Origin of the sequence: Pseudoalteromonas sp. SA25 (assembly GCF_011378705.1) — a bacterium.
In the GTDB taxonomy this organism is placed as follows: domain Bacteria; phylum Pseudomonadota; class Gammaproteobacteria; order Enterobacterales; family Alteromonadaceae; genus Pseudoalteromonas; species Pseudoalteromonas arctica.
The window spans coordinates 1-20,620 of sequence record NZ_WTKV01000022.1; the positions used below are offsets into that span (position 1 = coordinate 1).

The following is a 20,620-nucleotide window of genomic DNA, read 5'->3' on the forward strand; positions in this document are numbered from 1 at the left end:
TAACACCGATCAGTTAAGGTATTTTTGATCGGTTGACCGATCTTTTGGTTGCTTCACAATACCCTTATCATCTTTTGATTATGAGGGTATTTTTATGCTTAGTCATTGGTTACTTGATACGGATATATTCGCCACTCCTGACTCTTTATCTACATTTCAGAAACATATCCCTCTTGAGTGGATTTCTAATGTGCTCGAACAGACCGATAAAGCAAGTATTCGCAAACGTAAGTTACCTGCTGAGCTTGTCGTCTGGCTTATCATTGCAATGGGTCTTTTTCGCGACCGCTCTATTAGTGACGTTGTTGAGAAGTTAGATTTAACACTCACTGATACCCTGGGCGATACGGTTGCTCCAAGTGCTATTCCTCAAGCGAGACAGCGCCTGAGTAGCGACCCCCTCCAAGCCTTATTTCACCTATGTGCAGCCCATTGGACACAAGAAGAAGATGCTGATGATACGTGGTATGGACTCCGGTTATTTTCTGTCGATGGAACGCAATTTCGTGCACCCGATACACCAGCTCTTGCTGAGCACTTTCACTATATTAAGCACAGTAAAAACCGTCATACAGAATATCCTATTGTACGCCTATGCGCCTTAAGCTCCTTGCGTAGCCGGTTGATACACCACGTTGCCTTCGGGCCCAGTTATCAAGGTGAGGTGAACTACGCAAAGCAGTTATTTGGTCATGTAAGTGATAACAGTCTAACTATTTTTGACCGATGTTATCTCAGCGCTGAGCTACTGATTAATTGGCGTAAGCAACACCCACAGTCGCACTGGATGGTCCCGATTAAAAGCAACACGCAATACACCGTCATTGAATCTTACTCTGAGCATGACTTCAAAGTAGAGATGAGTGTATCTGCGCATGCCAGAAAACAAGACCCTTCGCTTCCTGAGTGCTGGCAGGCCAGACTGGTTCTTTATCCTGAGCCAATGGGGCCTGGAAAAATAAAAGGTCTGCTGTGCTCTTTGGATGATAAACAGGCTTTTGGTGCACAGGCCATTCTTGATGTCTATTTCGAGCGCTGGGAAATTGAAAATAGCTATGGAGAAATAAAACACCAGATGCTTGAGGATAGTATTCTTTTGCGTAGTCAGACTGTGGATGGAGTCAATCAAGAGCTATGGGGTATATTGCTAGCCTACAATTTAATTCGAGTAGAGATAAGTCGAATAGCCAAAGAGGCTAAAGTCTCCCCGCTGAGAATTAGTTTTGTCATGGCTTTGCGGGATATACAGGATGAAATACTCTGGTGTGCCATCGCTTCGCCAGGTTCAATTCCAAAGAAATTAAGGGCAATGCGAGAACGAGTGAAACGTTATATTCTTCCAGAAAAAAGAAAACGGCCCAAAAGTAGGACCGTTCGAATTTCAAAAACTCGGTACACCATTAAGTCAAAGCATGCTTAACTGAATGGTGTTAGCTTTATAGCGGCTTTTTATTTTCTGTATTTTCATGCAGTTCGAGTTTTGGTGCACTCATACCTTTGAGTAACCGACCAAATATATCAGCACCGGTAATAATGCGCTTCACATCACTCCACACTAACACCACGTCGTGATCAATGGCCCCATCAAACGATTTATCTAAAGAATGACTAGCCCGTATTTTTAAAATAACTTCACTCAGGCGCATCGCTTCATCAGCAACAATAATAGGTCTGTGACAATAATGATAAGGGTCGAACGTCTCTGGTTCAAACAAGGCTGAACGTAAAAAGCCGTCAGCATCTACCACTAATAAAGGCCAACCGTCTTCATTGGTAATGATCACCCAGTTATAACCTGACTTATGTAGTTTTCGTAAAAACTCATTATCAGTCGTTAATGTAAGGTCTGGGAAAATAGGCAAATCAAGCTTAGTAGGCAAAGCAATAATAGAGTCTGGATCAATTACCTCCCCCTCTTTGGTTACGCTTATTTCATCTAAGCTAAAAAAGTTAAGCGCGCCTATTCCCTCAACGTGCTGAACATCAGCCTCTTCTGCTTCTATGTGTTTGCGAATAATACCTCTGAGCTCACTTTCAGCAAAGTACGTAATCCCCTCTTTACCTAACCATGCATCGAGAATTAAAGCCGTTGGCTTAGCAACTATATAAAACAGAATCTGATAAAACTTAATTAACGGCGAAAGTAGGCTCGCCATTTTTAGCGCATTACGCGAAAAATAAGCCTGCGGTGTTATTTCACCAATAATAGTAATTGCGATAGTTGAGAATAAAAACGAACTTGCGCCCATTAATACCGAATCAGAAAGTAGTGTAAGTAGTACGTTAATACCTACGTTGCCCCACAAAATAGTCGATAATAAAAAGTTAGAGTCGTTTCGAAGGGCCATCACTTTTATGGCCGCCTCGTTCCCTTTTGCACTTTCCATTTCGAGCTGAAGCCTACTTAGTGAAAAAAACGCTAAGTTTAAGCCCGAAAATATTGCTGACTGTGAAATACACAAAGCAATCGCACACCAAATCATGACTTCAAAGGTCATTGTATTTTCCTGTTAGTAATACCAATTCACTTAATTAAGCGAATTGGTATAAGGCTTATAAAAGCAATAAACTGCCTAAACCTAAAAAGGTAACAAACCCAACAATATCGGTAACGGTAGTTAAAATTACCGAACCAGATAACGCAGGATCAATTTTCATTTTGTCTAAAATAGACGGAATAACAACACCTGCTAGTGACGCGGCCACTAAATTCAATAATATGGCTACCGTAATCGTAATACTAAGCATTAAGTCGTTAAACCATAAAAAGGTAAGTAGGCCTATTACAAACGCCCATACCAAGCCATTTACAGCGCCAACACGCAGCTCTTTTTTAAGCAACGCATTACGGTTTGAATCTGTAACCTGTCCGAGCGCTAAACCACGTACAATAACGGTTAATGTTTGACTACCTGCGATCCCGCCCATAGAAGCAACCACTGGCATTAATACAGCTAGTGCTACAACCTGTTCTATAGTTGCGCCAAATAAACCGATGAACCAAGACGCTAAAAAGGCAGTAGCTAAGTTAATACCTAACCATATACCACGGTTTTTAGCACTTTTTCGCACACTTGCGAACAGGTCTTCGTCTTCACGTAAACCACCGGCTTTAGCGGCTGCTTCATCAGCAATTTCTTGTCGTAATTCATAAGCAGAGGCAATGGTTAATCGCCCAAGTAATTTGTTATCAGCATTAACCACTGGCAGTGCCATTTTTTCACTGTGGATCACCACTTCTGCCGCTTCATATAAATCATCATCAGCATGGAGCGATGAAAAGTCATGATTTGCCAATGTCATTAAGTTATCGGTGTCGCTGGCTTTTATTAAATCATTTACCGCAACCTCACCTATTAAGCTGCCCTTACGGCTTACCAAATAAATAACCTCACTGTATTGCGGTAAACCTTTATGTAGCAATTTTTTAGCGCCACCGGCAGTTAGCTTCTCTGATACTTTTAAAAAGTCAAAACCTAACCAGTGACCAAGTTGTTCTGGCGGGTATTGCTGCGCTAAATCATATTGTTTGGTTTGCGCTTCATCGAGTTGCTTTTTTGCATACTCAACAAATCGCTCTGGTATAACTTCTTCAAGTTCCAGTAGCTCTTCTACATTAACTTCATCAAGAAGTTTAAAAGCCTCAGTGTCTTCTAGTGTTTGCAGCAACCACAAGCAACTATCTTCACTTAAATTAACAAAAATTTCGTGTTGCGTGTCTTCGTCAAGCAACTGCCAAATTTCAAGTCGTTGTTCTTTTGGTATCGCCTCAAAAAGTAATGACAGGTGCTCTGTTGAAAGCGTTAACTGCGCATCTGCTAATAATTTATTTTTGCGTTCTGTTGTATCGCATTGCAATAAATCATTTATGAGCTGTGGAAGTTGGTCTACCGGATACTCAATCATCTTAAAACCTTAAAATTTAAAAGCGCACATTATTTATAGTCTACTTGAACAATAAAAAATTGCAGAAAAAACGTGAACTTATTAAGCATGCGCAAGCTATTTTTGCGCATTGTATGGGCAAACTAAATGCAGTACTAATATTTATTTTAAAAAATTAAAAAAACAGTAAAAGGAATTGTTTTTGAGGGATTAAACAACAAGTAAGCAAACCAAAGGGATTACTTATAATAAAAAAAATCCCATATTAGCTAGGCTAATATGGGCAAAATCACACAATGAATTAGGTGTTTTTAAATTACGGTTTGTGCTTTAAATTAAAGTCTATCAGTAATATTTCGTACTAAGTCTGAATCTACAAATTGAGTAATAAGTGCAGCGCCCCACGCATAGCCACGCTGTATTGGGTAACCTTTAAAAATCCAGCGTTTACGCACGTGATTAAAGCGCTCTAAATAGTCCTGCTTTTTTTGTGGTAGAGGTTGCTCACCCAATTTATTCCATGCTTTATATACACCTGACATGTCAGACCCTCGCATAAAGCGTTGCAACCAGCGCGGAAAACGTGAAAAGCTAATAGTGGACTGAAAATCAATAAAATAAGGTTTACCGTCTGCGCCACATAAAATGTTACCCATATTACGCAAGTCTAAATGCACGATGCCTTTACGATGCATTTTTGCTACTTGACGCTCAAGCTCGCTAAAAAAGCTTACTGGTAGCGTTTTATCTTCATGAATTAAAGCGCGCAGTGGTGTGCCTTCAATATAGTTATAAGCTACGGCTATCGGCGATAGTCTACAAAAGCGGTTAGCGACTGCATCAAGCTCAGCTAAACGGCTCAATCCTTTATATTCTTGGTTTACAGATAGTCGCGCAAATGTTTTGCGGATAAATAACGGGCTTTGGCTAAAATCTTTAACAATTAAATCAAATTCATTATCTTTATATCGATACACAATCGCGTTAGCAAAACGTCCCTTATGGACAACACTTAAGTGATGTTGCATAAAAGTATGTTCTGGATATTGCTGCTGTAATTGTACTAACAAATTATTTTCAATCATAACAAACCTAACAAGATGATAACTTTAATTGCCTAGGCAACTATATTATCAAAGTTAGATTCTACGCACAATCAGATCAACTAATTAGCACGCTAACTTTCTGTTGAAACAGTATCGCTATTTTATTGATAATCTATTTGTGGGGGGGAATTTCGGGTAATGTATCTAGATTATTTATAGCTTTAAATAGTAAGTCTATTATTTGGTTTTTTTCTGACTCTGAAAAACCATTTAATGCTTGAGCATAGACTTCGTTTACTACAGGCATAATTTCAGGACAAAGAGCTTTACCTTTTTCACTTAAACACAAAATAGTTGAGCGCTTATCAAGCTCACATTGCGTTTTAATAATGAGTCCTTTTTCTTCAAGTCGGTTTAGTAAGCGGCTCATAGCGCCACGATCATAAACCATATACTCGCAAAGTCCTGCAAGCGTATTAACCGACTCTCTCGCAAGTAGTACAACCACAATATATTGCGCAGAAGTTAAGTCCATAGGAAGTAACTTGGCATCAACATGAATGGCTAATCTCGAGCGTAAAAAAGACACTAAACGCCCCAAGTCTTGCTCTGGCGCTAACTCTTCTCGAGTACAACGTTTAATTGATGGCATGTTTTGCATGGTTATTCCACTGTATAGGTATATTTGCATGCTGATAGACCTTAACACATACAAAAAATTCAATAATTTTTATAAAAACTAAGCAGCTAAAACTAAGCCACAAAAATAAAGCCGCTATTAGCGGCTTTTACTGTAAAGCTTTAAACTTTGTTAAATTTTAAACTGGCCAACAAGCTGGCCTAAGTTTTCACCACGCGCAGCTAAATGCTGGCCTACCGAAGAGGTAGTTTTGCTTGAAATAGTTAGTTCATTAACGATTTCTTGAATGGCAAATACATTACGGTTTATTTCTTCTGTAACGCTACTTTGCTCCAGCGCCGCTGTCGCAATTTGCGTACTCATGTCGTTAATTGATCTAACTGAGGTTGTTACCGCACCTAAACTTTCTGAAATAGCACGAGACGATTCTACTGAGCGATTACAACTATTCTGACTCGCTTGCATTGCGGCTACAGCATCCGATACTAAATTATGTAACTCACTCAACATTTCACTAATCTCTAATGTGCTAACTTGAGTACGACTTGCTAAGCTTCTTACCTCATCAGCAACAACAGCAAACCCTCGCCCTTGCTCACCTGCTCGTGCAGCTTCTATTGCAGCATTAAGTGCAAGTAAATTTGTTTGCTCGGCAATTCCACCAATTACGCTTAGTACACTATTAATCTTTTTAGATTGATCACTGAGTGAATCAACTTGTTCTGCGGCTAGGTTTATCTCGCCCATTAGGTTAGACACCTCACTGAGTGAAATATCAACACACTCTTGAGCTTTAGCAACTTCTTGCGTTGCCGCTTGGGTTGACTCTGCCACTTGATTCGTATTTTGAGCCACCTCATGAGAAGTAGCCGACATTTCGGTAATAGCCGTCGCAACAAGGTCTGTTTCATGATTGTGATTAAGTAGTTTGTCTTCAATTAATCGTGTTTGTGTATTTATATCACTAGAGGCTGTTTTTACATCGTGTGTTACATCAACCACATTGGCAATAATGCCATGTAGCTTACTTACAAACATATTAAATGCTTCGCCAAGTTGGCCTATTTCATCGTTAGTATCAATGTCTAAACGTTTGGTTAAATCGCCTTCACCTTTAGCAATGTCGTCAAGGCTTTGCGCCATACGCTGTATTGGTTTTACCATTGTATTTGCGGCAACTAACGCACATATAATAGTTAACACAACCCAAAATAAAGCAATTAGCAATAAGGTCACTACCTTATCATTCATGTGCTCTTGCATTGCTGTTTGATATTTAAGTAGTTCTGCGTCTATATCATCCATATATGCGCCAGTACCAATCATCCAGTTTGTACCTGGGATCATTGCTGCATAGCCCATTTTTTCAACTAAGCCTGTGGTATTTGGTTTTTGAAAATGATAGTTAAAAGCGCCACCGCCTTTTCTAGCTTGATCTAATAAACCCACTATTATTTTTTTACCGTTAGGGTCAGTCATCCCTATTTTGTTTTGCCCTTCAATAGCATCACCTAATAATGCATGAAAAACACTAACGCCATTTGTGTCGTATATAAAAAAGTAACCACCTTGACCAAATGTTAAATCTCTTAAAGCGTTTTTAGCATCTTGCTCAGAGCCATTTGCTATTTGATAGCGCACAATTTTACTGGCAATTTCCACCTCGGTGCTTAGCAACGTTTGTTTGTCACTTATTAGTTTAGTTTGAAATGCTTCAAAATTTTGTTGCTGATTTTTATTCTCTAAATAATAAGAACTCAGCATCAAGCTAATCAAAAGTAGCATTAAGGGCAATATAGCTAATAACAACAGTTTGTTTTTCAAGCTTAAATTACTCATTATTTCTCCGGGGTATATAAATGCATATATAGCGACAATAGCCAAAAATTAAATTACGGCTGTTTACATTGTTTTATTGGGTTTAAAAGCATAGTAAATAAAAACAAATTGGTGGGAGTAAACTCATACTATGCTCAATTAGCAGATATTATAGTCACAAGGAAGGTATTTGGACACTAAAAACACTGAGACCTTCGTATTAATTAATATATAATTTGCCACTCTTTCATTAGAGATTTAAAGTTCTAGCAGCTGCATTGATCTAAACTTAATTTTATAGCGTACTAAGACGACTAATCACCAGCTATGTAATGAGTTAACGCAGGACTCATGTTAGTATTGATTTTAGGTTCATATAAATAATGAACATGTAGATATTAAACTTCCATTAACATATAATAACCCTATATTACTAATACCAAACAACTAGAAAATCGGAACGCATCACTTTGAGCCACAGTTATAATCTAATAAAAATGAATTATTAATGAAATATATTTTATACCTTGCACTTTTAGTGTCTGCTCATGTATTCGCAACGCCTGTTAATACGCCTGTAAATAATAGTATAGCTTTTTACTATTCAGCGCCGATGCCATTAGCCGAAATGACTTTTTACTCTCGCGTTGTCGTCCAGCCTGAACTTGTCACCGAGCACGAACTTAATTGGTTTAAAAAACGAAACATTGCTGTTTACGCCTATTTAAGTGTGGGTGAATCGTTTAATAAAAGTGAGTCTTCACTTTCGGTCAACCCTAATTGGAATAGCCACATTGCCGATTTAACATCTACGCATTGGCAACAACACATGCAAGATAGTGCAGCTACTTTAAAAGCACGTGGTTTCAGTGGTTTATTTTTAGATACGCTAGACAGCTATCAACTTTTAGATGACAAACACAGTAAATCAGATCAACAAGATGGCTTAGTTGCAATTATAAAGAACTTATCTGGTACGTTTAATAAGCAGCTTATTCTTAACCGAGGCTTTGAGTTATTACCAAAGTTAAAGGGTCTAGCTAACGACTTAGTTGCTGAGGGCTTATTTAGCCACTATAACCCAACCGATAATAGCTATAAATTAACCACAGAGAACGATCAAGCTTGGCTAAGCGCACAATTAAAAACAGCACAGAACTTAGGTTTTAAAGTACAAGTTATTGATTATGCACAGCCTGACAACCGCCTTGCGATGGCACAAAAAATAAAACAAGCTGGCTTTACTCCTTGGGTAACAGATGGGCACTTACAAACATGGGGTACATCAACCATATCGCCAGTACCAAGGCGCATCCTAATTCCGTACAACAGTAACGTAAAGCCACTCATTTATACTACCGTACATTTAAAGCTTGCGACTATGATTGAGTATTTGGGATATATTCCTGATTATGTTGATGTAGCTAAACGAGATTTGCCGTTAGTAGATCCAAGTTTACATGCTGGTATTATTTCATGGACAAACAGCGATGCATTTTACACACCAACACTAAACAATTGGCTTGAAGCTAATTTAGGTGTGGTGCCAGAGCTTATTTTAGGCGAGTTACCACAATCAACTAAATTATTATTAAGCTTGGGTATTGAGTCGTTAAACACACTACCTGAAGGTCCATATAAACAAGATAGCTTTGCATCTTGGCTCAAAGGAGAGGCCACAACACCTCCCTCTATTGTCAAACCATATTTACTCAAATTAGCAACTGATGCGACTCCTTTAATTACAATAAAATCATCGGATGACACAATAGTTGTACAAGCTGCTAAAACTAAATATGGTGCAGTAGTAGTTGCTCCTTGGCTAATTGACACATTCCCGATGGAAGGTAGTAAATGGGTTATTGACCCACGTACACTACTCACCAAAGCAATGGGACTACCTCCAATTCTAGTGCCTGATACCACAACTGAAAGCGGTAGGCGCATGCTAACGCTGCATATAGATGGCGATGGCTTCACAAGCCCAGCACATTACGCAGGTAAACCATATTCTGCAGAAGTGATTCGCGATGAAATAATTAAGCGCTACAAACTACCGTTAACTTCATCAGTGATTCAAGCTGACATTGAAGAAGGCGGTATTCACGCTAAACAAAGTGCCAAACTTGAAGGCATTGCACGTAGTATTTTTAACCTACCTTACGTAGAAGTTGCTTCACATACTTATAGTCATCCCTATTTCTGGACTGCATTATCTGGGCAAAAAAAAATAGATGAAGAAGACACCGATTACGGTTTTCATTTAGACGTGCCTGGCTACAACAAAATTAGCCTTAAAAAAGAAATTACAGATTCGATAAAATATATTGATGAAAAGCTCACACCTAAAAATAAAAAAACAGTAATGATGTTATGGTCTGGTGATGCAACACCTGGCCCAAAAGCGCTTGAACTGGCCCGTGACGCTGGCGTATTAAACGTCAATGGCGGTAATACTGATGTAAATGCCGATAATCCTAGCCTTACACACATATCACCCATTGGCCGACCTGAACGTGATTTGCTGTATCAAATTTATACACCCATATTAAATGAAAACGTATACACAGATTTATGGCATGGCCCATTTTACGGGTTTAGACGTTTAGCTGAAACATTCGAAATAACAGAAAAGCCTTACAGGCTAAAACCCTACACTATTTATTTTCATTTTTACTCAGGTGAACTTCCTGCAGGATTAGACGCACTAAAACACAATATAGATTATGTTTTAGCTAGGCCAAATACACCGGTACATTTGAGCCATTACGCAAAAGTAGCAAAAGACTTTTACTTTTCTGCGCTAGCAAAAAACAGTAATAATGAATGGTTATTTAGCTCAAAATACATTCGTACTTTACGAATTCCTACTGATTTTGATATGCCAAACATTGCCCAAAGTGGAGGTGTGTCAGGCGTTACTGAAAAAGGTGACTATATACACATTATTAATAACGTAGCTCGTCTTAGCTTTGATCACAGTCAAAATAGTAAAAAACCTTATTTAGCATCTGCAAATGTTGTTATTGATAACTGGCAAGTTAACGGACCTGTTAGCTTTAAAGCGTGGGTACCTGCTTCGCTTGATTTAATAAATGCACGTTCTTGCGAGTTTGTATCTAGTTTGGGTGAGCACTTTAAAGGGGTAACACGCGCTAATGTGACACACTTTAATCTGCCAGAGGGCCAATTTTATGGTTATCTTAACTGCAATGGAGTCGCTCGATAATGAATGCTAAAAAGCGCCCTCAGTTAATTTCTGTAAAAACAATATTAGCGGTATTAGCTGTAAGTTGTTTTGCACTATATGCATTATTTCCTCACACCTTATTTTTTGAAGATGACGCACTTTCACAAGATTATACGTTTGAAAAATCGTATCTTAATGCAGCGCTTAACACAGAGCCTGACAACGAAAAGCTACGCGCAAAATTAGTTGAACTACATATAGAGCTTAGCGAGTATTCGCAAGCAACTAACGAGCTTGAAAAACTACCTAGAGGTGAGCGCAAAGCAACTCTTGAAATAAAGCTGCTTTACTCATTATGGCTAGCAAGCGGTGCTAAAGTTGACGATCGCTTTGAAGAGTTATCTTTAAAAATAGGTGCGCATAAAAACTGGAACGAACAAATACTAACTATTGCAAAAGCCGTTGGGTTAAACGCAATAGTTGCTCAGTATTATCAAAAAAACAAACAGCCACTCCTTGCAGCCGATTACTGGTTAAGCGCAGGCGAACCAAATAAAGCACTCGATATTTATAAAGCAAACATAAATGCTGGCATTGCAGTCAAAGCGATTGAAACTGCACTTGGGGCAAATAATCCGATACAAGCTTACGCCTGGTGGAAAACCTATGGTGATCAAACCAATGTTAAACGCACCCTTTATTTAGCTAACTTAGCTGGCAACACAGAGGATGCAGCTCAAGCAATTGAAAACTTATTAAAGAGCGATCCAAATAACACCGACTACTTAACAAAAGCCATGCACCTGCGTTTAGCCAATGGAAATGCAAAAGGGGCTGAGCAATTACTCGCCAAGTTATTACTACAAACTCCAAATGACAAAGAGCTACGCTTACTAAATTGGAAAATAAAGCGCTGGCAGAACAAGCCTAAAGAAGCGCTTAAAGAGTTTAAATGGCTAATGTCGAACAGAGCTGTAACCCCAGCGATGCTTACTGACAGTGTTAATGACGCTGCGGCATTGTATTTATACCAAGACGCCAACGATATATATGCATACAAAGCACAAAACCGACAATTAAAAGGCAACGGCTTTGCTAAGTGGATGCACACAAACGAATTTATAGGCAATACAAAACAAGAACTTAATAATATTGACCGTTTTGAACAAATAAATGGTAAGAGTGCATTATCGCAATATTGGAAAGCGAAAGTACTTCACGACACGGGTAATTTAAAAGCATTAAGAGCTTTATGGCCTACATATAAAGGCCCTAAAAGTGAAGAAGACTTACTTTGGATAGCACGTGCTTTTTGGCTAGAAGACGACTTCACAAGTGCTATGCAAGTATTAAAAAGTAAGCAACAAAGTGCTGATGATGAGTTTTGGAGCGCCAATGTAGACATGGCTATGCGAGTTAAGGATAAAGCTCACGAATTGTATTCATTAGAACAACTACAAAAAATAAGTCCTTTAAGCGTAGGCGACATGCTGCATTACCAACAATTACGCTTTGAAGACAGACCTCAAGAGCTTCTTGATTATTTATGGAAAAGTGAATCGCAGACTGACCGTCAAATGATTCAAATTGCATTATTAAGCACACAAGTAAATGACGCTAAATCGGTTGCACGCATTCACGCTGAACTTGATAAGCAACGCTATAATAAAGCCCTCTACCCTGCTTGGTTAATTCTTTCAAATTGGTATCAAAATCAAAGTGATTTAAATTCGGCTTATACCACCCTAAACCGCGCTGCTAAATTAAGTGAATACGACCCCGATGTTGTACTCGCACAAGGTTGGTTAGCGCTGCAAATGCACGACACCGTAATGATCAGCCGTATTTTAACTCGCTATTCGGACAGCGATCCTACCTATGCGTGGACGCAGCTCTTAGCTAGCCTATCTATTCACGAAAAGTCATATAACAGTGCCTACTTTTATTTGCGTAAACTAGCTATTGAAGATCCAAGTGACTTAACAACACTGGTTAACTTAGCCGATGTAATGAAACAGCTTGGTTATTATGCGAATGCTGCCGAGCTAAATCACTATTTATTACAGCATTTACCTAAAGATAAATACGCATATAGAGGCCTAATGTACCGCTGGGCAGGTGCTATGGCAGTTCCTCATTTAATGCAATTAAACACAATGGAAGAACTTGCCCCCGACACTATTGGTGAGCCTCAAGCAAACTGGTGGTTAGCACGCCGAGCTGCACAAAAGTTAGAACCTTGGCAAAAACTACAACTTTATATGACCAACGGCGAATTCAATAAAGCGAAACAACTAATAGCCGAAGGCTCACTAAGCAAATTAGATGAGCTCAACGCCCTACTCTATTTGAAGCAGCCATACGCAACAATGCAGCGTTGGTATGAAGAGCTGACTGGTGAGCTTGACGAATCACAATTGAGTTTACTCAGAAATGCACGAACATCCTACTTTAGAGCGCTTGAAATTAACCTATCGCCAGAGGCTGGTTTAAACAGCAGCCAGTACGATGTTAACGTTTATTTCCCTTACGCTAGTGGGCAATGGAAATTAAGTTTAAGTAATCAGCAAAACCTTAATAACAACGGATTGCTGTTTGCGATAGAAGATAAAATGACCTTTGGTCGTTGGTATTTTGATGCAAAAATAGATTCTCACCAAGGCAGCTTAGTTAGCCGCCAAGGTCTTAGTCTTGATTCTCGTTATCAATGGGATTCTCGTACTCAGGTGGGTTTAAAACTTGAATATAATGTTGAAAACCGCCAATCAGAAACATTACTTAGTTATGCTCAGCTAGATAAAGCTACAGCCTATGTTAACTACAACATTGATAATAGACAAAATGTGCAGCTTTCAGCAGCAGCGATGTCTTTTTCTCGAAGAGACGATGGTAGCTCACTCATCAATGGCCAAGAATATAACGCGCGTTATCAGTACAGCATTTTAAAAGACCGCCCAATTTGGAACGCTTACTTTAGTGCCCAATGGCAAGACTTTGAGCGCGTAAATGCACTTATCAATACCGTAAGCACTGACCCTTTGGCTATAGATATTCAGCCATTTAGACGTATTGCTTTAGGGTCTTCTTTTGCATCTACAGGATCGCTAGAACCGCCATATTTAGGTACAAGCCCGTCATGGTTATTTGATATAAGTACTGGGTATCAAACAGTTACTGAAGATATTGATGTGTCGGTATCAAGCGGTGCTGGCTGGTCTATTTTAGGCGATGATTTATTTAAATTACAGCTGGGTTACCAAAGTAGTAATAAAGTGGGTAACTCAGATACACAATTACAATTAGGTTATTACGTACATTTTTAATGTTAGGAGAGAGTATGTTTCGTTTAATTATACCGTGTTTGGTATTACTATTATCAGCATGTACCACCAGCAGAGTTGCTGATGATGTAGAGCTTAGCCCTTCAAAAACAGTGGCACTTATGCCGCTTGTTAATCATGCTCAAACACCGCTTGCTGGTGAACGTGCTGAAGATATTTTAGCCAGTATTTGGCAACAAAATAAATTGCCAACTCTTATACGCGCACCTCGCGTAAACACCAAAGAGCTTCCACCACTGGACGATCAATACCGTTTAGACAATGCTATGCAGTGGTTAAGCACTCAACAAGCTGACTATGTACTAACAGGCAGCATTGAAGAGTGGCGCTACAAAGCTGGGCTTGACGGCGAACCCGTTATTGCACTTACATTATCACTCACTGAAAATGGACAAACAACGCCGATTTGGACGGGTACTATTGCTAAAAGTGGTTGGGGCCGCGATAGCATTGCAGCAACAGCACAAGATGTGATTGCCGATTTAATTTCTTATATAGAGGTTAGTGAGTGAAAACACATTTCCTTAGACCAAGAGACGTTCCTGAGCTACAAATATGGGCTGAGGTATTTATATTTACCGCGCTTGCTTTAGGGCTGCCTGTATTATTTAACGCAGAGGACCCATTTTGGACTGAGGGAGGGTTTTCGTGGCCTGTACTTGGCCCACTTTTAGTTTCTCTACGTTATGGCTTTTCAAAAGGCTTTATTAGTATTTTATGTTTGCTTGTTGGTCAACTTTTTTTACTTCAAGCAAATATTTTATCACCACAAAGCGACTTCAATATTAACGCCATGATTGGCTACATTATTGTAATTATGATCACTGGCGAATTTAGGGATGTGTGGGAACGTACTAATCAACAACAAAGTATTCAGCTTGAGTACGTAACCGATCGCCTTGAAACATTTACTCGTCAGTATCACTTAATTAATTCATCTCACGATAGAATAGAGCAAATGCTTGCTGGCCATACGTTAAGTTTGCGTGAATCGCTACAAGCAGTAAGAACCTCTATCGGCCTATTAAAAGAAAGAAGACTTGATAGCGCAGCGCAAAAAATAATCGACCTATTCGTTGAATATGGTTTATTAGAAAGAGCGGGTTTATATAAAGTTGAAAACGACACTGTTTTAGAGCCACCACTTGCCTCTATTGGCCAAATGGGTCAAATAGCTGAAAATGATCCTCTTATATTAGCGATGATTGAAGAAAAAGAATTAGTATCAGTAAAAGACGCAAAAACTGCGTTAGGTATAAGTAAATACCATATGGCAATCCCACTTATCGACGTAAATAATACAATTTATGGCGCTATTTTAGTTGAAAGAGTACAATTTTTTGCGCTTAAAAATACCACTCTTACACTACTTGCTGTTATGGCTGGGCATATTGGCGACCTACTGCGCCATGAAATAACAAACCCAGTAATGACGTATGAAGAGTCTCCATACTTTATTCGCCAAGTTAAACGCGCGAATAAAGAAGCAAAACGATACAATATTCCATCGCAGCTGCTAAAAATAAAAGCCAATAATATTACTGATAAATCGACTCAACTTATGAGTTATTTAAGTGAAGCACGCCGTGGTTTAGACATTTATTTGTATGATAATCAAAATCAGGTATTACTGCTATTAATGCCATTAGCTGATGAACTTGAAAAAGCAGGATTTATCGCCCGAATGAACACCTGGTGTAAAGAGCGCACTGGTAACACTTTAGCTGAGCTTGATATTGTTATTGAGCAACAACTTGCACTACCAATAAGCTCAGATGACATAAAGAGATTGGTTTCACTTTCATGATTATAATTATTGTAGCGGCGATATTAGGGTGTATTTGTCAGTACTTTGCACTAATAGAAGTACTGGAAACACCTAATTGGTTTTTAGCTATACTACTGCATGCTATTGCTAGCATCCTTTTTGCTATTGTTAGTTATGTGTTTATACCTAAAAAATACAAAACGACTCCTTATAGCTCTTTTTTGCTCATGTTTTTATTATTATTTACATTGCCTGTACTTGGAATTATTGGCGTTGTAGTAGCGATTACGTTTGCTCTTTGTAAGCCTCTCAAAAACGACGAGATAGAAATAGAGGAGCATAAAATACCTGAACTTCCTTTTGAAGCCAGAGCAATATCAGCAAACCCGACCTATTCTATTGGCGGACTTAAAGCAATTTTGAAGCACGCGAGTGAACCAAATAAACGTTTAAGTGCTGTAATGGCAGCTCGTCACATGAGTGACTCACAAGCTATTCCTATTTTAAAGCTAGCACTTAAAGATTTAGAAGATGATATTCGACTACTCGCCTACTCAACCCTTGATGGTAAAGAAACCAAACTCAACGAAAAAATCAGTTTGTATCAGCAAGAAATAGCCATTACGACTAAGCAGCCTAAATTGAGTAATTTACAAAAACAACTAGCAGAACTTTATTGGGAACTTAGTTATTTGGGCTTAGCCCAAGGAGCACTTCGTAAATACGTTTTAGAAAAAGCCGAAGCACTTGCATTGCAAAGTGTTGAACACGTTAAAACACCTGCAACCTTTATATTTTTAGGCCGTATATCTTTAGCCTTAGACAAATACGAAATAGCCCATGAGTACTTACTTAAAGCAACTGAGTTTGGTATGGCAAGGCGTCATGTTCTCCCTTATAAAGCCGAAGTTGCCTTTTGTATGAACAAGTTTGACGACTGTAAACGCTATTTAAAAGAACTCCCAGAACAACCTAAAGGCAGTGAATTACGTCATTTGCAGGAGTATTGGCATGAGTAATAAAAATGCAGACATTTTACTGCTTTTGGAAGGTACCTACCCTTACGTACGTGGTGGTGTATCTAGTTGGGTTCATCAAATAATTGAAGGGTTACCTCATTATAACTTTGAGCTTGTTTTTATAGGTGGAGCACCAGAGCATTATGGCGAGATTCAATATACTTTACCTGAAAACGTTACCAAGCTGCATGTTCATTATTTAGTGGAAAATGATACTTCTGAAATAAAAGCTAAGCATGGCGTTAAATATAAAAAAGAGCTCTTTGATTTCTGGCAACAACTACAAAATTATTTTAGAGATTGTAACGAGCCTATCCCGACTGAATTGTTAAAATTTGCATTTGAAACTTTGGCTAAAAAAGACGGTATTAACGAAGCCGACTTTTTATATAGTGAATCATCGTGGCAAGTGCTCACTAATTACTATTCAACTTTTTGTGATGAATCCTCTTTTATTGACTTTTTTTGGTCATACCGCAATTTATATAAACCGCTATTTAAAATAGCCGAAATTGCACGTGGACTTCCAAAAGTTAAACTTATTCACTCAATATCTACCGGGTATGCTGGTATTTTAGGATCTGGTGCCAGTGTAATAAGCGATACTCCCTTTTTGTTGACCGAACATGGTATTTACACCAAAGAGAGAAAAATAGATCTTATTCAAGCCAGTTGGATCAAAGAGTCTGAGCAAAGCCTAGGTAAAAACTTAAATACCGAGATGGGCTTTATTCGCCGTATGTGGATCAGCTTTTTTGAGCAAATTGGCCGAACAACATACCAAGAAGCAGATAAGATCATTTCGCTATACGACGGTAATAGGCAGCGCCAAATAAAAGATGGTGCAGCGCCAGAAAAAGCATTTGTTGTACCTAATGGTATTAAAACAGTGCGCTTTATTGAAGCGCTTGATCAGCGTCCAAAACAGATACCACCGGTTGTTGGGTTAATTGGACGTGTAGTGCCTATAAAAGATATTAAAACCTTTATACGTGCGATTAAAGAAGCGCAATCGATATTACCAGAGGTCGAAGGCTGGATCATCGGCCCTTATGAAGAAGATCCGCAATATTACAAAGAGTGTGAACTACTTGTAGGCAGCCTTGATTTACAAAACAGTGTTAAGTTTTTAGGTATGCAAGATATTACCAAAATTTTGCCTAAGCTCGGAATTGTTGCTTTAACCTCGATTTCCGAAGCGCAGCCTTTAGTACTTTTAGAAGCAATGGCGGCCGGTGTGCCTGTACTTGCTAGTGATGTTGGCTCGTGCCGCGAAATAATCGAAGGCGGAACCGATGAAGATAAAGCATTAGGTAAAGCCGGTGAAGTTGTCTCAATTGCTTCACCTAGCGAAACAGCACAACAAATATCAAACATGCTAACAAATGAGCAAGCTTGGCTTGAGTATCAAAAAAGTGGTTTAGACCGCGTACAAAAATTTTATGACGAGAGCCACATGTTTGCCCGTTACGATAAACTTTATAAGGATACAATGGCATGGCCGGAATAGGTTTTGAGATACGAAAAATTCTCAAAAAAAATACCCTGCTCTCAGTTTTTGAAGCATACGGCTACGCAGGTTTAATAGGCTCAGGCCCCTGGCTGCTCTCTATTGTAGCGTTAATGCTAATTGGTATTTTAAGTTTAGGAATTGTATTACCTAAAGTACTTATTATTCAATTTTTAACGCTTGTTACCTTCATGATGGCCGCCTCACTTATTTTAACGGGTGGCTTGCAGTTATTACTAACTCGGTTTATTGCCGATTTGTTTTTTCAAAAAGAAGAGGCAAAAGTACTCCCTAATTTACTTGGTGCACAGCTTGTAACAACAATAGCTGCTCTATTAGTCGGCTTAGCTGTATGGCCTATGCTCCCTATACCCGTTGTTACTAAGATTATAATTTTAGGTGCCTTTGTAAGCTTATGTAATCAGTGGCTTGGCGCTATTTTTCTATCGGGTATGAAAGAATACCGGTTAATTTTAATAACCATGCTAAGTGGTTACGCCTTTATGGTATTACTTGCATACTTATTAAGAGACTGGCAGTTAGATGGCTTATTTTTTGCGTTTTTTGCAGGCGAAGCTCTGCTCTTTTTTAGCTTTTTGTTTATGATTATTCGCCGTTATCCTGGTGAAAAACTTATAAGCTTTGACTTTTTAAGCAATAAAAAAGTGTATTACAGCCTATTCTTTTGTGGTCTGTTTTATAACATTGGTGTGTGGGCTGATAAAATCATTTTTTGGTATTCGCCAAGCACATCAATTCAAATTATTGGCACGTTAAGAGCTAGCCCAATTTACGACTTACCTATATTTTTAGCCTATTTGTCTATTATTCCCGGTATGGCAGTATTTTTAGTAAAAATGGAAACCGACTTTGTAGAAGAATACGACCGTTTTTACACAGCTATTCGTGGTGGCTCATCTCTTGAAGAGATCTACATATTAAAAGACAATATGATCCAAACTGCACGTGCCGGTTTATACGATATATTTAAAATTCAAGGTATTACCGTTGCCTGCTTATTATTATGGGGTGAGCAAATACTTACCTTTATTGGCATTGATCCAAACTATAAAACGCTTTTATTTATTGATGTAGTCGGTGTAGGGGTACAAGTTATATTTTTATCTATTTTAAATATTTTGTTTTATTTAGATAAACGCTCAACAGTGCTATTTTTAGCGGGGTTATTTTTAGTAATCAATGTTGTTCTAACTTTGTTATCAATTGCTTTTGGACCGCAGTTTTATGGCTATGGCTTTGCATTAGCGACTATTATTACCTCGGTAGTAGGGTTGTTTTGGCTTTCAAAACAATTTGAAGATTTAGAATACGAAACGTTTATGCTGCAATAGCATAATATAAAAACTTAGCATAAAGGCTGTAAGCTACAGCCTTTATCGTTACGTTAAAAACTCTAATAAACCGCGCTCAAACCGACTAAGATACTTTGTTTTACGGGGTAATTTAAAATTGTCGCGCCAATGAGTTTGTTCTGATTCATTTTTCTTACAAAGCTCAATAACATCAGGGTGAATATAAGAATTACGCGCTATTGTTGGCGTATTCCCAAGCTTTGAAGACACTTCATCAAGCATTGTTTTTAATGTAATAGCGCCTTTTGCTTCATACACTTCTTTAAAAGCAATCACACTTGCTCGCCATGTTCTAAAGTGTTTTGCGCTAAATTCTTCACCCATTATATTTTGAATATACTGATTGATTTCAGTAGAGGTAACGTTAGAGCGCTCCCCCCCTTCTATATATTGAAACAAGTGTTGGCCGGGTAAGTCCTGAAGTTCCTTAATAACACTACTCAATGCTTTATCCGTTATATTTACTTCCCTTTCTTTGCCTGACTTTGCACGGTATTTTAATCTAATATTTTTACCTGTTAATTTTGCATGCCTTGATCTTAGGGTTGTCGCTCCGAAACTTTTATTTTGTTTTACATTACGTTCATTCCCCACCCGTAAAGCACCTAAATCCATTAATCTAACAATGGCTGCTAAAGTACGTTCATAATCGAGCTCATCACCTTGCAATGCTTCCATTAATTGAGCCCTAAGTAACGGCAGCTTATGTCCAAACACACTACAAGCTTGATACTTTTTAGCATCTTGTTGTTGTGTAAATAGTGGATGATACCGGTACTGTTTTCGTCCTTTACTGTCGTAACCTGTTGCTAAAATATGCCCATTTTCTTCAGGGCAAAACCATACACTTTTATAAGCAGGCGGGAACGCGAGTGAATTTAAGCGCTCAATAACTGCCTTCTCTTTAATTATTTTTCCTATTGGGTCAAAATACTGCCAATGTTTGTTTTTTGCTTTCGGGTAATTCCGGGCAAACTATCATCAACGTAAATCAATTCCATCATTCCTCCTCAAGCATTTAAAAGAGATA

13 protein-coding genes and 1 pseudogene are annotated in these 20,620 nt (G+C 38.6%); 8 read left to right on the forward strand and 6 right to left on the reverse strand.

Annotated features, from left to right (window positions below):
* Nucleotides 1-94: 94 nt before the first annotated feature.
* Complete coding sequence (locus GQR45_RS16355; protein WP_165725782.1) at nucleotides 95-1,420, forward strand: IS4 family transposase; 1,326 nt, start codon at nucleotides 95-97, stop codon at nucleotides 1,418-1,420.
* Between the two features lie 16 nt (nucleotides 1,421-1,436).
* Here GQR45_RS16355 and GQR45_RS16360 read toward each other — a convergent pair whose 3' ends face one another.
* The 5 genes from GQR45_RS16360 to GQR45_RS16380 form a co-directional block, all read right to left on the reverse strand.
* A complete protein-coding gene (locus GQR45_RS16360) occupies nucleotides 1,437-2,498 on the reverse strand; it encodes a CNNM domain-containing protein (RefSeq protein ID WP_165722853.1) in 1,062 nt (353 codons plus the stop codon).
* 55 nt (nucleotides 2,499-2,553) lie between these two features.
* Nucleotides 2,554-3,906, reverse strand: coding sequence for a magnesium transporter (locus GQR45_RS16365; RefSeq protein ID WP_007584828.1), 1,353 nt, complete (start codon nucleotides 3,904-3,906; stop codon nucleotides 2,554-2,556).
* A gap of 314 nt (nucleotides 3,907-4,220) precedes the next feature.
* Entirely contained in the window at nucleotides 4,221-4,970 is a 750-nt protein-coding gene (locus GQR45_RS16370; RefSeq protein ID WP_007584826.1) for a hypothetical protein, read from the reverse strand.
* Between the two features lie 133 nt (nucleotides 4,971-5,103).
* On the reverse strand, nucleotides 5,104-5,622 hold the full coding sequence (locus tag GQR45_RS16375) for a MarR family transcriptional regulator (protein WP_231616919.1): 519 nt from the start codon (nucleotides 5,620-5,622) through the stop codon (nucleotides 5,104-5,106).
* Between the two features lie 120 nt (nucleotides 5,623-5,742).
* Nucleotides 5,743-7,410, reverse strand: coding sequence for a methyl-accepting chemotaxis protein (locus GQR45_RS16380; RefSeq protein WP_010554456.1), 1,668 nt, complete (start codon nucleotides 7,408-7,410; stop codon nucleotides 5,743-5,745).
* A 487-nt stretch (nucleotides 7,411-7,897) separates the two neighbouring features.
* Between GQR45_RS16380 and GQR45_RS16385 the strand changes: the two genes are divergently transcribed.
* Genes GQR45_RS16385 through pelG form a run of 7 tightly spaced genes read left to right on the forward strand, consistent with a single transcriptional unit; the run spans nucleotide 7,898 to nucleotide 19,569 of the window.
* Nucleotides 7,898-10,618 carry an endo alpha-1,4 polygalactosaminidase gene (locus GQR45_RS16385; protein WP_165726506.1) on the forward strand — a complete coding sequence of 907 codons (2,721 nt, stop codon included), beginning with the start codon at nucleotides 7,898-7,900 and terminating at the stop codon, nucleotides 10,616-10,618.
* Entirely contained in the window at nucleotides 10,618-13,902 is a 3,285-nt protein-coding gene (locus tag GQR45_RS16390; protein WP_165726507.1) for a tetratricopeptide repeat protein, read from the forward strand. Before GQR45_RS16385 ends, GQR45_RS16390 begins: the two co-directional genes overlap by 1 nt.
* A 14-nt stretch (nucleotides 13,903-13,916) precedes the next feature.
* Nucleotides 13,917-14,432 (forward strand): protein PelC, encoded by a 516-nt coding sequence (locus GQR45_RS16395; RefSeq protein ID WP_165726508.1) that lies wholly within the window; start codon nucleotides 13,917-13,919, stop codon nucleotides 14,430-14,432.
* On the forward strand, nucleotides 14,429-15,727 hold the full coding sequence (locus tag GQR45_RS21585) for a PelD GGDEF domain-containing protein (RefSeq protein ID WP_007584806.1): 1,299 nt from the start codon (nucleotides 14,429-14,431) through the stop codon (nucleotides 15,725-15,727). The genes GQR45_RS16395 and GQR45_RS21585 overlap by 4 nt, the downstream gene beginning before the upstream one ends.
* Nucleotides 15,724-16,707, forward strand: coding sequence for a HEAT repeat domain-containing protein (locus tag GQR45_RS16405; protein WP_165726509.1), 984 nt, complete (start codon nucleotides 15,724-15,726; stop codon nucleotides 16,705-16,707). The genes GQR45_RS21585 and GQR45_RS16405 overlap by 4 nt, the downstream gene beginning before the upstream one ends.
* Entirely contained in the window at nucleotides 16,700-18,217 is a 1,518-nt protein-coding gene (gene pelF, locus GQR45_RS16410; RefSeq protein WP_165722858.1) for a GT4 family glycosyltransferase PelF, read from the forward strand. Before GQR45_RS16405 ends, pelF begins: the two co-directional genes overlap by 8 nt.
* Entirely contained in the window at nucleotides 18,205-19,569 is a 1,365-nt protein-coding gene (pelG, locus tag GQR45_RS16415) for an exopolysaccharide Pel transporter PelG (RefSeq protein WP_165726510.1), read from the forward strand. Before pelF ends, pelG begins: the two co-directional genes overlap by 13 nt.
* 48 nt (nucleotides 19,570-19,617) lie before the next feature.
* On the opposite strand, the pseudogene GQR45_RS16420 reads toward pelG, so the two are convergent.
* Nucleotides 19,618-20,591 (reverse strand): annotated as a pseudogene (locus GQR45_RS16420) (DNA topoisomerase IB).
* Nucleotides 20,592-20,620 lie beyond the last annotated feature (29 nt).

What these genes read in the sequence shown, in the direction of transcription:
- GQR45_RS16355 (WP_165725782.1), top strand. Translation starts at nt 95, where the DNA reads ATGCTTAGTCATTGGTTACTTGATACGGATATATTCGCCACTCCTGAC.
- GQR45_RS16360 (WP_165722853.1), bottom strand. Translation starts at nt 2,498, where the DNA reads ATGACCTTTGAAGTCATGATTTGGTGTGCGATTGCTTTGTGTATTTCA.
- GQR45_RS16365 (WP_007584828.1), bottom strand. Translation starts at nt 3,906, where the DNA reads ATGATTGAGTATCCGGTAGACCAACTTCCACAGCTCATAAATGATTTA.
- GQR45_RS16370 (WP_007584826.1), bottom strand. Translation starts at nt 4,970, where the DNA reads ATGATTGAAAATAATTTGTTAGTACAATTACAGCAGCAATATCCAGAA.
- GQR45_RS16375 (WP_231616919.1), bottom strand. Translation starts at nt 5,622, where the DNA reads ATGCAAATATACCTATACAGTGGAATAACCATGCAAAACATGCCATCA.
- GQR45_RS16380 (WP_010554456.1), bottom strand. Translation starts at nt 7,410, where the DNA reads ATGAGTAATTTAAGCTTGAAAAACAAACTGTTGTTATTAGCTATATTG.
- GQR45_RS16385 (WP_165726506.1), top strand. Translation starts at nt 7,898, where the DNA reads ATGAAATATATTTTATACCTTGCACTTTTAGTGTCTGCTCATGTATTC.
- GQR45_RS16390 (WP_165726507.1), top strand. Translation starts at nt 10,618, where the DNA reads ATGAATGCTAAAAAGCGCCCTCAGTTAATTTCTGTAAAAACAATATTA.
- GQR45_RS16395 (WP_165726508.1), top strand. Translation starts at nt 13,917, where the DNA reads ATGTTTCGTTTAATTATACCGTGTTTGGTATTACTATTATCAGCATGT.
- GQR45_RS16405 (WP_165726509.1), top strand. Translation starts at nt 15,724, where the DNA reads ATGATTATAATTATTGTAGCGGCGATATTAGGGTGTATTTGTCAGTAC.
- pelF (WP_165722858.1), top strand. Translation starts at nt 16,700, where the DNA reads ATGAGTAATAAAAATGCAGACATTTTACTGCTTTTGGAAGGTACCTAC.
- pelG (WP_165726510.1), top strand. Translation starts at nt 18,205, where the DNA reads ATGGCCGGAATAGGTTTTGAGATACGAAAAATTCTCAAAAAAAATACC.